Annotated in this window: 13 protein-coding genes and 1 tRNA gene; 6 read left to right on the top strand and 8 right to left on the bottom strand. The window is 68.9% G+C overall.

The window, feature by feature from the left end:
* Positions 1-179: 179 nt before the first annotated feature.
* Positions 180-647: a GatB/YqeY domain-containing protein gene (locus MB828_RS08265; protein WP_133023395.1), complete on the bottom strand. Its 468-nt coding sequence runs from the start codon at positions 645-647 to the stop codon at positions 180-182.
* Positions 648-741: 94 nt separating this feature from the next.
* On the opposite strand from MB828_RS08265, the gene MB828_RS08260 reads away from it, so the two are divergent.
* From MB828_RS08260 to MB828_RS08250, 3 genes are all read left to right on the top strand, one after another.
* Entirely contained in the window at positions 742-1,668 is a 927-nt protein-coding gene (locus tag MB828_RS08260) for a metallophosphoesterase (RefSeq protein ID WP_046730340.1), read from the top strand.
* Positions 1,669-1,731: 63 nt separating this feature from the next.
* Positions 1,732-2,499, top strand: coding sequence for a Pr6Pr family membrane protein (locus MB828_RS08255; RefSeq protein ID WP_301647590.1), 768 nt, complete (start codon positions 1,732-1,734; stop codon positions 2,497-2,499).
* Positions 2,500-2,573: 74 nt separating this feature from the next.
* Positions 2,574-2,647, top strand: a tRNA-Pro gene (locus MB828_RS08250).
* Positions 2,648-2,729: 82 nt separating this feature from the next.
* Here the strand turns inward: MB828_RS08250 and MB828_RS08245 are convergent.
* Positions 2,730-3,176 carry a tyrosine-type recombinase/integrase gene (locus tag MB828_RS08245; RefSeq protein WP_301647589.1) on the bottom strand — a complete coding sequence of 149 codons (447 nt, stop codon included), beginning with the start codon at positions 3,174-3,176 and terminating at the stop codon, positions 2,730-2,732.
* A gap of 69 nt (positions 3,177-3,245) precedes the next feature.
* Here MB828_RS08245 and MB828_RS08240 point away from each other — a divergent pair, with 69 nt between their 5' ends.
* Complete coding sequence (locus tag MB828_RS08240; protein WP_301647588.1) at positions 3,246-3,857, top strand: hypothetical protein; 612 nt, start codon at positions 3,246-3,248, stop codon at positions 3,855-3,857.
* A gap of 96 nt (positions 3,858-3,953) precedes the next feature.
* Here the strand turns inward: MB828_RS08240 and MB828_RS08235 are convergent, their stop codons facing one another.
* Together MB828_RS08235 and MB828_RS08230 are read right to left on the bottom strand one after the other, a co-directional pair.
* On the bottom strand, positions 3,954-4,394 hold the full coding sequence (locus tag MB828_RS08235) for a hypothetical protein (protein ID WP_301647587.1): 441 nt from the start codon (positions 4,392-4,394) through the stop codon (positions 3,954-3,956).
* Entirely contained in the window at positions 4,384-5,511 is a 1,128-nt protein-coding gene (locus tag MB828_RS08230; protein ID WP_301647586.1) for a hypothetical protein, read from the bottom strand. Before MB828_RS08230 ends, MB828_RS08235 begins: the two co-directional genes overlap by 11 nt.
* 918 nt (positions 5,512-6,429) lie before the next feature.
* Between MB828_RS08230 and MB828_RS08225 the strand changes: the two genes are divergently transcribed.
* The gene (locus MB828_RS08225) at positions 6,430-6,618 is read left to right on the top strand and encodes a hypothetical protein (RefSeq protein WP_301647612.1); all 189 of its coding nucleotides are present in this window, start codon (positions 6,430-6,432) and stop codon (positions 6,616-6,618) included.
* A gap of 83 nt (positions 6,619-6,701) precedes the next feature.
* Here the strand turns inward: MB828_RS08225 and MB828_RS08220 are convergent, their stop codons facing one another.
* From MB828_RS08220 to MB828_RS08210, 3 genes are all read right to left on the bottom strand, one after another.
* Positions 6,702-8,174, bottom strand: coding sequence for a sialidase family protein (locus MB828_RS08220; RefSeq protein ID WP_301647585.1), 1,473 nt, complete (start codon positions 8,172-8,174; stop codon positions 6,702-6,704).
* Between the two features lie 419 nt (positions 8,175-8,593).
* Positions 8,594-8,800 (bottom strand): hypothetical protein, encoded by a 207-nt coding sequence (locus MB828_RS08215; protein WP_301647584.1) that lies wholly within the window; start codon positions 8,798-8,800, stop codon positions 8,594-8,596.
* Positions 8,801-9,016: 216 nt separating this feature from the next.
* Entirely contained in the window at positions 9,017-9,292 is a 276-nt protein-coding gene (locus tag MB828_RS08210) for a hypothetical protein (protein WP_133023400.1), read from the bottom strand.
* A 349-nt stretch (positions 9,293-9,641) separates the two neighbouring features.
* On the opposite strand from MB828_RS08210, the gene MB828_RS08205 reads away from it, so the two are divergent.
* Positions 9,642-10,559, top strand: a complete 918-nt coding sequence (locus tag MB828_RS08205) for a phosphorothioated DNA-binding restriction endonuclease (protein ID WP_301647583.1) — start codon at positions 9,642-9,644, stop codon at positions 10,557-10,559.
* Here MB828_RS08205 and MB828_RS08200 read toward each other — a convergent pair.
* Positions 10,538-11,530, bottom strand: a complete 993-nt coding sequence (locus tag MB828_RS08200; RefSeq protein WP_301647582.1) for an ion transporter — start codon at positions 11,528-11,530, stop codon at positions 10,538-10,540. The genes MB828_RS08205 and MB828_RS08200 overlap by 22 nt on opposite strands.
* Between the last annotated feature and the right edge of the window lie 84 nt (positions 11,531-11,614).

The raw sequence follows: 11,614 nt of genomic DNA, 5'->3' as shown, positions 1-11,614 counted from the left end.
GTCCTCTACGGTCCTCTGTTACGACGGTGGGGCCGCACCTCTGGAGAAGAGGTGCGGCCCCACCGTCGTACCGCCCCGTTCCGCCGTGGCCGCACCGCCGAATGGCCGTACCGCCGCACTGGCCGCATGGCCGTACCGCCGTAATGGCCGCATGGCCGTACCGCCGGAAGCTCCCGGGGTCAGCTCTGGAGGTGCTTCTTGACCGAGGCGGCGACCCGGCCGCCCTCGGCCAGGCCGGCCACCTTCGGGTTCACGATCTTCATCACGGCGCCCATGGCCCGCGGCCCCTCGGCACCCGCCGCCTTCGCCTCCTCGACGGCCTCCGCGACGATCCCGTCCAGCTCCTCGTCGGTGAGCTGCTTGGGCAGGTACCCGGCGAGGACCGCGCCCTCCGCCTTCTCCCGCTCGGCGCTCTCGGCGCGACCACCCTGCGCGAAGGCGTCGGCCGCCTCCCGGCGCTTCTTCGCCTCCTTGGCGATCACCTTCAGCACCTCGTCGTCGGAGAGCTCGCGCTTCTGCTTGCCGGCGACCTCCTCGTTGGTGATCGCGGAGAGCGTCATCCGGAGGGTGGACGAGCGGAGCTCGTCGCGGCCCTTGATCGCGGCGTTGAGGTCTGCCTGCAGCTTCGACTTGAGCGTGGTGGTCATGAATGTGATTGTCGCAGGTGCCGCACACGGAACGCCCGCCGATTTCGGCACCCGCCGGTCTCTGGGCCCGCTCCGCGTCTGACACGATGGTCATATGCGCGCTCGATACGGAGTACCCCTGGGAATCGCGGCGTTCGGCGCCGCCGGTGTGTTGTACGCGGCCGGCTTCGAAGCCCGTTCGTTCCGCCTGCGCCGGGTCACGGTCCCGGTGCTCCCGCCGGGGATGCGCCCGCTGCGCGTGCTCCAGGTCTCCGACATCCACATGGTGAGCGGTCAGCGCAAGAAGCAGCGGTGGCTGCAGTCGCTGGCGGGCCTGCGTCCGGACTTCGTGATCAACACGGGCGACAACCTGTCCGACCCGGAGGGCATCCCCGAGGTCCTCGACGCGCTGGGCCCGCTGATGGAGTTCCCGGGCGCGTACGTCTTCGGCTCCAACGACTACTACGGCCCCAAGCCGCGCAACCCCGCCCGCTACCTGGCGGAGAAGGTCAGCGGCAAGCACGGCCTGAACGGCAACCCGCCGGTCGTCGGCGCGATCCACCTCGACTGGGAGGAACTGCGGGACGGCTTCGACGGGGCGGGCTGGCTGAACCTGACGAACACGCGGGGCGTCCTGAAGGTCGAGGGTGTCTCGGTCGAGCTGACCGGCCTGGACGACCCGCACATCAAGCGCGACCGCTACGTGCAGGTGGCGGGCGGTCCGTCCGGTACGGCGGACTTCTCGATGGGCGTCGTGCACGCCCCGTACCTGCGTGTCCTGGACTCCTTCACGGCCGACGGCTACCCGCTGGTCCTCGCCGGCCACACCCACGGCGGTCAGATCTGCGTGCCGTTCTACGGTGCGCTGGTCACCAACTGCGACCTGGACGCGGACCGGGTCAAGGGCCTGTCCCGGCACACGGCGGAGGGCCGTACCTCCTACCTCCACGTCTCGGCGGGCTGCGGCACGAACCGCTACACCCCGGTCCGCTTCGCGTGCCCCCCGGAGGCGACGCTGCTGACGCTGGTGGGCCGAGAGTAGGGACGTAGCCCGCCCGGAGTAAGCCGGCATGCCGTAACCGCACCGCCCTCCTACGTTGAGGGCATGACGGCCCCGATACCCCCGATACCCAGGGACATCCCGGACCTCCCCGCGGTCCCGGGCACGCCCGTGCTGTGGCCCGGTCACGTGCCCGCGACGGCGGTGGTGGCCCCCACGCCCCGCCCGGTGACCGCCGTTTTCCGCCTCCTGACGGCCGTGCTGGCGATCTCCGGCGTGGCCCTGGAGCTGCTGCTGGGCAGCCCGGACCGGATCCTGAGCTACTTCGGCGTCCAGGCGGCGGTCCTGCTGACCCTGGTCAGCCTCTCCTCGGCCCGCCGCGCCTGGCAGGCGGGCCGCCCTCTGCCCTCGGCCCTGACCGGTGCGGCCCTGCTGTACGCCGTGATCTCGGCGCTGGTCTACCACCTGCTCCTGGGCCACACGACTCCGCCGTTCTCGATGACGGGCTCCACGCACCCGCCGGTGGCCTGGCACGGCCAGTGGCTGGCGCTACAGCTCCTCTATACGGCGGCTCCGCTCGCGGCGGTCGTGGACTGGCTCTTCCTCACCGCCCCCGGCCGGCTCCACCTGCGCCAGACGGCGGCGTGGATGCTGTATCCGCTGGCCTACCTGACGTACACCCTCGTCCGGGCGGGCCTGCTCCTCCCCGGCACGCCGGGCCGCTACCTGTACCCGTTCCTGGACGCGGAGCAGCACGGCTACCGCAGCACCCTCGCCAACGCGCTCCTGCTGGGCCTCTCCTGCTACGCCCTGGCAGTCCTCCTGGTAGCCCTGGACCACATGCGCCCGAACCCCGTCGGCCGCCGCCCCTAAACCGGATTTCGTCTCCAGCCAGCAGTGGGCTAGAGTAAACGACGTCGCCGCGACAAGCACCACAGCAGCGACACCGGGGTGTAGCGCAGCTTGGCAGCGCGCTTCGTTCGGGACGAAGAGGTCGTGGGTTCAAATCCCGCCACCCCGACGCTGGTCAGAGCCCGGTGGGTAAATTTACCCACCGGGCTCTGACGTGCTTGGGGGCCAAACGGGGGGCCAAACGAATTTGATCAGGCTCCCGCGCTGCTCTCTTCCGAGGCGACCCCCTGCTCCTCTTCCTGGTCTTCGGCGAAGATGTCGTCCATGGCTTCGGCCCCCTCAGTGATCACGGGCCGGAGCTGCTTCCGGTAGACCGCTTCTGTGGTGGCTTGGCTGCTGTGGCCGACCAGAAGGGCGATGCGCTCCAGCGGGATGCCGTGGTCGGAGAGCAGGGACACGAAGCTGTGCCGAAGCTCCCGAGGCGTCCACTCCGGCTTCAGCCCGGCTCTCTTCACGATGGCCTTGAAGTCGCGGCGGACGTTGGCCGCATCGAGCGGCTCGCCGGTCCTAGTCGTGAAGACGCGGCCGGCCGGACTCCACTCCATCCCCCTCGAAACCCTCTCCTGCTTCTGCCGGCGCAGGTGCTCTTCGAGGACGTCGACCACCTGCTTCGGCAGGGCGATGGTCCGCCGGCTCACGGAGGAGGCGCGCCCCCTCACGTGGGACCACGTCCAGACCATGCAGAGGTCGCCGGATGGGCCCACGAGATGCGGGCATGGTTCGCCCTCACGACTGGCGACTACCGCGGCGTCATCGCGGCAGCGCGAGCCGGAGCCGAGACGGCGGCGCACCACGGCGTGGCCGTGCAGCTCGCTGCCCAGGAGGCCAAGGCATGGGCGCGGCTCGGAGACCGCCGGCAAGTCGAGGTCGCCTTGGACAAGGGGCGGCGAATCCTTGAAGGGATGCCGTACCCGGAAAACCTGGACAACCACTTCGTGGTGGACCCACCCAAGTTCGACTTCTACGCGATGGACTGCTACCGCCTGGTCGGCGAGGACAAGCTCGCGCGCACGCTCGCCGAAGAGGTGCTGAGGGCAGGAACGGACTTCGACGGCATCGAGCGCTCGCCCATGCGCAACGCTGAAGCCCGCGTCACACTGGGCGTAACGGCGGCGCGCGAGGGCGATTTGGAACAGGCACTCCTCATGGGTGAGCGGGCCCTCGAAGGTGACCGACAGTCGGTGCCGTCGCTCATCATGACCAGCCGGGAGCTTGCCGCCGAGATGCGGCGGCGGTACAGCACCGAGCCAGCGGCGCAGGACTACCTTGCACGCCTCCACTCTCTTGCCGAGCAGAAGCCCGGATTCATGCCACGATGAGCGGTCTGCTCGTTACGGCAGGCCAGGAAATTGCCGCAACGAGCTCTAAGCAGAGCACGGGCCATCAGTCAGCACGGCGCGCCTCTGAGGGGATTCTCAGGACGTCGGCCCGTGCTGCCAGCCGCGCTTCTCAGCCTTGTCACGCAAAGCGCTGGCACGCCTCTTCTGTTGCTTTGCGCTCGGTACGGCCTTGAAGTCGACGAACGCATGTCCCGGAGGGCGTTCCGCCCCATCGTCGACTTGAGAATCGTCTATCGCGCTGAGTCCCACCTCTTGCACCTCGGCAACCTCCACGCAGTAGACGCCGATCGACTTCAGCCCCACCACCTCAGTGTGGTGCTGATGGGCAGCTTCGGCGGTGACCACTGAGGCTCTCGTCACAGAGAGTTCACCCGAGTCTTTAGGAGTGGGACTGAAGAGTTGACTGGTAACTCGACCTTCATGGACCCAGATGGGATGAACTTGACGCCAGAGCTTCTCTTCCAGGTCCGTTATCTCGAACTCACCAGGACGAAGGTTCGAGCCATCAGTCGGCATATTCAGTGATCCCCCCGATCACGAACTCTGTAATCTCGCTCAACTGGCGCCAGTGGAACGTCCGATCGCTCTCCCGATCGTCTTCTTTGGAGAACGCGTAAGCTTCCACCTTCTCATCTGCCGTAACGGTCAGCGTCACTTCACCCGCCGAATAGGGCCACTCCAGTTGTACGCCGCCATCCTCGGTCGGATAGATGTAAGGACGTTTAACCTGCTCGTCCAGGAACTCCAGTAGCAACGACTCCGCCGCACGGAGGACCTTGCGACTTACCTGCTGCCCCACCCCATCCAGCCAACCAGCTTCGAGATCGTGCAGCTCAGCCAGACGCTCCGACCATTCAGGCGGAAGAACCGGCTCAATGGACAGGACGTCTTGAATTTCGATGATCTCTTCATTCATCGACTGAATGGCCACCGCGTTAATGGCAACAGTGGGCGCCATAGTTGAGAGATCAAGATACTGCTTTAGATCTGCAACGATATCATCCGAAGAGAAGCGGCCAGGAACTACCTTGTCACCCCGAGTCAGGCGGAACTCGAAAATACCTTTGTCCGCACTAACCCCAACCACTTGCCCCGAGACCAGCGTTTCGATCTCAAATCTTTCGAGGCGCGCCTGTTCCTGAATCTGACGACGAACAGGCTGTGAGTAGATAACAGCGCCGGGAGTTCCGCTATCAAATTCAATGAGCTCATTATCCCGCAGGCTTCTTCCGAAACGTGAGAATTCACGCAAAGCATGCGGCGGAAATGTTCGAGGAATGCCCGATCCATCCTGGATCGATCGAAGAGCGTCTTGGATAATCATCCGCGCCTCTTCGAAAATGCCCGCGTCGCGATCATCGAAGAGTGCATCAGCGTCGACTACGGTCCTCTCCAGGACCGGAATTACGCTCCCTCTGCGGATATCTGAGAGTCGGAGCGAGAAGGAAGAAGCAAACCCCCTAGGGACACGTTGACGCGATGCGTGGCGCTGCTTGTAGAGCCCCCGAGCGACGTCCACCACCAGGCGCTCATACCTGGCGAACTCCGCCAGGACCTCAACAGGCAAGCCCGGCTGCTCGTAGCGCCCGCCTTGCAGGCGCCATGATCCAAAAGCGCGACTGTCCGTCCCCATACCCCCACCCTACTGAGACAGCGCCAGAACCCCCTCATGTCGCACTCCAGCGCAGATCAATTTTGCTCTGTCGCCCTCTCAGAAGCAATCGAACAACATCTCACACCGAAGTCTCTGGGCCACGTGTTCCATCTCTCCGAAGGTTGGCCACCGACGTCAGCTCCGTTTCCCGAGACCCGGCAACCCGCCGGACACGGTCCGAACGCTGCTTGATGGTTCGTCTACTACATGCCTGGGTGGCTCGGGAACCGCAAGCTTTTGCACAGCCTTCAGCGGTGGGAGAAGGAGCGGTTCACCGCCCTGTGGAGGTGCCACGACCTCGCCCGAGGCTGCGCAGGCTGCGACTTCCCCCGGCGGTTGATGTGAGTAGAGGCGGCCCGTCCGTGCGTTGACTTTGGTAGTCGCCCCGCAGTCGGCGCATTCGTATCGGATCGCGTCCGGGTTACGCACTCTGTCCCCCTCCGAGTGTCCCTAGCTGCCGGGCACGCGTAGCCCCGGCGGGCCCTAATCGTGGCCCACGCGTCCCCACAGCGGTAGACCACGGCGGGTCCTGGCTGCTCAACTTCACCGCAGGAGAGAAGAGACCGCACGGTCGCGCTGCGCTGCGCTGACGTGCGGGAATCGCGTCCTGTGGGGACGTTCCCGGGGGCCAAACGGGGGGCCAAACGAGGTGGTCACCCCAAGACCGTCCCGGACAGTAGTGGACTGTGTCAGAGTCGAACGAGCAGGTCAGTAACCCCGAGGCAAGGTCACAAGGGGGTCTGATCGCGTTCGGGACGAAGAGGTCGTGGGTTCAAATCCCGCCACCCCGTCAGTGCGACAGAGGGCACATACTCACGTGAGTATGTGCCCTCTGTCGTACTGACGGGATGACCGGGCACGACAGGGCGGCCGGCGGGTGAACGTCGCTTCTCACGCATTCGACGAATCCTCGGCGCCGTCATCGCCACGGCAGCTCTCGCCGGAGTGGGCCTGACGGGCGCTGCCACCGCCACCGCCACCGCCGCCTCCGCCTCCGCCTCCGCCTCCGCACAGAGTGCACCGTCCTACGTCACCCCTTCTCAGTGCAGGCAGGTCGGTGGAACGCCCGCGATCAACACGCCATAGCCATAGCCATGCGCCGCGGCCGTGCTCCCGGGGAGCGCAGCCGCGGCTGTGTCGGCCAGGCATCGGTCTCGGTCGAGTGTCGGTCAGGGAGTGTGGAGAGAGGCCGTGTACACGTCCGTGCGGTTCTCGGGTGTGTTCGAGTGGGTCTCGGTGAGCACCGCCCGTACTCCCTTGCCGTCCGCCACCAGGCCTTGGTAGTCGCCCAGGAAGTAGCCCCCGGCCAACGGCGCCTTCAGCCAGTCGAAGATGCGCGAGATCCGCCGTTCGGTGCGGAGCTTCGGGTTTCCGTGCGGCAGCGTGGCCAGTTGGTAGGCGGTGGGCAGGGTGGTGGTGTCGCCCGGCCTGAGGAAGCGCAGGTCGTAGTAGGTGAGCGCGACCGTGCCCGGCTCGGTGACCGCGATCGACGGTGAGAACGCCGGGACGCCCTTGGGGCTGATCAGCTCCGGGGTCCCCCAGGTGCGTCCGCCGTCGGTGGACCGCACGAGCTGCACGGAGTCGAACTTCCCACCGGAGAAGTCCGAGCCCTCGTAGGCCATGTACAGCGTGCCCGTCCTGGGGTCGACGGCCGGGCTCGGCAGGGTGGCCGCGGCGCGCAGCGGTCTGGTGGGGTCGTTCGGGTCGACCTCCGGTACGGAGGTGTCCCGGGCCACGGTGACCGGGGCGCTCCACGTCCTTCCGGCGTCGGTCGAGGTGACCACCTCGTAGCGGGCCTCGGTGACGGTGCTCAGGTCGTCGGAGTAGGTGATGCGGTCGAAGAAGTCGTACAGGGTGCCGCCGCGCCGGTCGGCGACGATCAGATGGCCGATGGTCTGGGTGTCGGGCACGGCGCTGGTGGCGACGAACTGCCGGGCCCTGCTCCAGGTGCGGCCGCCGTCACGGGTGACGGAGATGTAGCCGGGACCGTCGAGGGAGCTGGGGCCGGGCGGGTCGTTGTCGAGGCGGTTCCAGACCTGGTAGGCGGTGCCCTTGCGGACCGGGTCGGCGGTGAGTGAGGGCTTGTCGTTGAAGAACGGCTGCTCGTCGACGCCCGTGGTGGTGAGGTTCTGCCAGGTGCGGCCGCCGTCGCGGGACGTGGCCGCCAGGAGGGCGGTGCGCGTGCTCTTCGTGAAGTCGACGCCCTCCCCGCCGGCGTAGACCGTGCCGTCCGGTCCGGTGCTCACCCAGGGGTCCGAGGCCCGTTCGTAGTCCGCGCCGCCGGGGGCGCACAGGCTGAACGGCAGCGTGCTCCGGTGGAAGGTGTGGCCGTCCGTGGTCCAGCCGGCCACCAGGCCGCGGGCGCCGCCGTCGTTCCAGCGGTCCTGCTGGAACACGGTGACCACCCGCTTGCGGTCGCGCGGATCGACGGACAGGTACGGCTCGACCTCGGTGCCCGGGTAGACGACGCTCTCGGGGGACCTCGCCCCGATGGTGCACCTCGCGTACGGGTCACCCTGGGACACCTTGACCAGCGGTGTGCCGTCGGGGTCCCGGCCCGCCGCGGCGGGGGTCGCGCCGGTGACCGTGCCGAGCAGGAGCGCGGCGGTGGTGACGGCGGTCAGGGGCAGCCGGACGCGCATGCGGGATCTCCTCCGGGCCGGTCGGCCGGGGTACGTCGGCCGGGGTACGGGACCGGGACCGCCGTCATCGGGGCGGACCGGGCGCGGAGGCGTGACGGAACGCGGGGGTGGGGCGGGGGCGACTCCGCCTGGTCCTATTCGGCGCTGCGGGCCGTGCCCTTGATGGGCCGAACGACGGAGTCCCCCCGGGGGCTGTCACGGAGCACGGCCAAGGAGCCGACCGGCGGGGTACTTCGCCGGTCGGCTCCTTGGCCGTGGATCATGCGGTTACGTCGTGGGTCATGCGGATGCGTCGTGGGTCATGCGGTTACAGCCGCGGCTCCCAGGTTCCTCGAAGGGGGCGTGGGCCGCGGGTGCGTTTTCCGGTCTGTCCGGTCTATCCGGCTGCCCGGTCTGTTCGGTCTGTTCGGTCTGTTCGGTCAGGTGATGGCCTGAGTGGTCCCGTCGGGCAGCGAGCAGACGTAGCCGGCATAGGGGCGTGCGACGACCTGCCCTCCGGCGGCCGTGCAGTCGTCCCTGGAGATGTTCGGAGACGAGGCGGCCCCGGCGCTGACCGTGCAGACGACACTCACGCCGACAAGGGTTGCCGCGGCCAGGGCGAGGCTCAGGACTCTTCGCATACGCATGACTTCCTCCTACCAGGCGCCTTCGTTCGGCCTTCGGGAAGGACAGGTCCCAGGACGACGACGCCCTCTCTACTCAGCATGGACGCACCGCAGGAGGCCCGCGAGGCCAGGAGCGGGGCGGTGTCCGGCCCTCACCTCCGGCCGTGTCCGGCCGTGTCCGGCCGTATACGGCGGGGTCCGGTGGGGTCCGGCGGGGTCGGCGGGGTCCGGCCGTGTCTAACGCGGCTCGTGGGCCGCCGCCCGGCAGGCCGCGGTCGCGGCGCCGCCCGCCACTCCGGCCCCGGTCAGCCCGGTCACACAACTCTGCAGGTCTCCGCTCACGCCGCGGCCGCAGGCGGCTGTGACGGAGTCGGAGGCGGTGGCACCGGCGAGTTCGGCCATCTTCGTGCAGGCGGGTATGTCCGCCCGGGCCGCGGGAGCGGCGAGGACCGCTCCACCGAGGGTGAGGGTCAGACCGGTGAGGGCACCGGCGATACGGGTCGACGTGCGCATGGGACGCACCTGCCTTCCGGGGTGGTAGCGCGGCCCTGGTCCCGGGGGGCGGGTCCGCGCGGGGGTGCCGCCTGGCGACGCTCGGCGCTCGGCGCCCGGCGAACGGGGCCCAGACCCGGGGGAGGCGCACTCGGACCTCCACGCGCGGGCCCTTCACTCCAGCGTCGCATCCTCTCCCCCACCCGTCCTGGGCACCGACGAGCCGCCGTTGTCCCGACGGCTGTCCGGGTAGGTCCTCGCGCAGCTTGAGCAAGGACGCGGTCGGCCTGGGGACGGAATTCCGCAGGCGCAGGCGGAGTTGCCGCCCGGACGGCATGAGGTGCGGTCGGGCCTCATTACGATCGGCGGCATGGACTGGCTTGAGCGGGCTGCGCAGTTGAGGCAGTGGAGTCGGGGTGGGGTGCGGGCTCCGCACAAGCCGTTGCTGCTGCTGTACGCGCTCGGGCGGTTCCAGGCGGATGCCGCGGACGAGCTGCCTTACAGCGCGGTGGAGTCGGATCTGAAGCGACTGCTGGCGGAGTACGGTCCGCCGCGCGCGACCACGCCCGCCTACCCCTTCCACCATCTGGTCAGCGACGGGGTGTGGGAGGTGCGGACCGAGCGCGGCGCCGGTAGCCCGGGCACCGGCGTGCGGGAGCTGCGGGCCAGCGGGGCCACCGGGCGGCTCGCCCCGGAGCTCCAGGTGGCGCTGCGGCGCGAACCGGCGTTGCTGGGGCGCATGGCGCGGGTGCTGCTGGATCTGCACTTCCCGGCGTCGCTGCACCAGGACCTCTGCGACGCGGTCGGCCTGGAACCGGAGCTCGCGGAGACCGGCGCCCTGGCGGCTCCCGGGAGGCGGCTGCGTGACCGGCGCATGCGGGAGATGGTGCTGACCGCCTACGAGTACCGGTGCGCCTTCTGCGGCTACGACGGCATGATCGACACGGCTCCCGTCGGGCTGGAGGCCGCGCACGTGCGCTGGTGGGCGTTCGACGGCCCGGACGACGTCGACAACGGGCTGTGCCTGTGCTCGCTCCACCACAAGCTCTTCGACAAGGGCGTCCTCGGCATCGGCGACGGCCACCGCATCCTGGTCTCGCAGAGCTTCGTCGGCCGCAGCCACGCCGCCCGCGACCACGTCACCGCACTCGCCGGCCGTCCGCTCATCGGCCCCCAGCAGGGCGTCCGGCCGATCGCCGAGAACCACCGCTCCTGGCACACCAGCCAGGTCTTCAGGGGCACCCCGCGCCCCCGCGCCGCCGCCGGTCAGCGGGGCGGGGTGGGGTGATCGAGGTCGAGGTCGAGGTCGTGGTCGTGAGTGAGGGCGGGTGCGGGGTGCGGGGGCGATGTCCGGGCCAGGTCGCGTTCGAGCTCGTCCAGGGCCTGGCGGGCCGCCGCGATGCGGGTCAGCAGCGCGGGGGCGTCCTGCGGGGAGGCGGCCGGGCGGGCGGCGGGCGGGCGGGGATCGGTCGGGCGAGGATCGGTCGTGGTCTCCCTCTTCGGTTCCCGTTCCATTTCCCGGGCCTCGTCCAGGGAGGTGATGACCACGCCGATCAGGACGTTGACCAGGACGAAGGAGGCGATGAGGACGTACGAGGCGTAGTAGGCGAGGCTCCAGCGGGAGATCTCCAGGCCCGCGTGGACCGCGTCGCCGATGCCGTCCAGGGTCATCAGGAGGAACAGGGTGAGGACGGCCCGGCCGATGGAACCGTAGTGGTCGGGGTCGTGCGTGCCGAAGAAGACCCAGCCCACCATCGCGTACACGTACAGCAGCAGTGCGCCGACCAGCAGGAAGCTCAGCGTGCCGGGCAGGCTGCGGGCCACCGCGACCAGCACGATCCGCAGTTGGGGCAGGAAGCGGGCCGTGCGCAGGACGCGGGCCAGCCGCAGCAGGCGCAGCACGGTGGTGTTCTCGCGGACCACCGGGAGGAACGCGCACAGGACCACGGCCAGATCGAACAGGTTCCACGGGTCCTTGAAGAAGTCGCGCGGGCGGTCCGCGTGGGCGGCCAGGCGCAGCAGGATCTCGGCGGTGAACGCGGCCAGGCAGGCGTGTTCGGCCAGTCGTAACCAGAAGTGCCACTGGGCGACGGCGCCGGAGTAGGTCTCCACGCCGAGCAGCGCTGCGTTCAGGAGGATCACGGCGAAGACGGTCAGGGCGAACCAGCGCGCCTCCGTCACGGCTCGGCAGCGCCGGGCCAGTTCCGGGCGGCCGGGCCGGAGGCCGACGGTGTTCGTCTGGTCGTACGGCTCCGGCATCGTGCTGCCCCGGCTCCTTGTCGCGCCGGCCCGTCGTCCGGTCAACTCGACGGGGAGACAGGCCTGTTCCGTGATCACTCTTCG

It is taken from the genome of Streptomyces arenae (genome assembly GCF_022343545.1).
GTDB classification, from domain to species: Bacteria; Actinomycetota; Actinomycetes; order Streptomycetales; family Streptomycetaceae; genus Streptomyces; species Streptomyces humi.
Note: the sequence above shows the minus strand (reverse complement) of the source record. Positions and strands in the feature narration are given on the sequence as shown.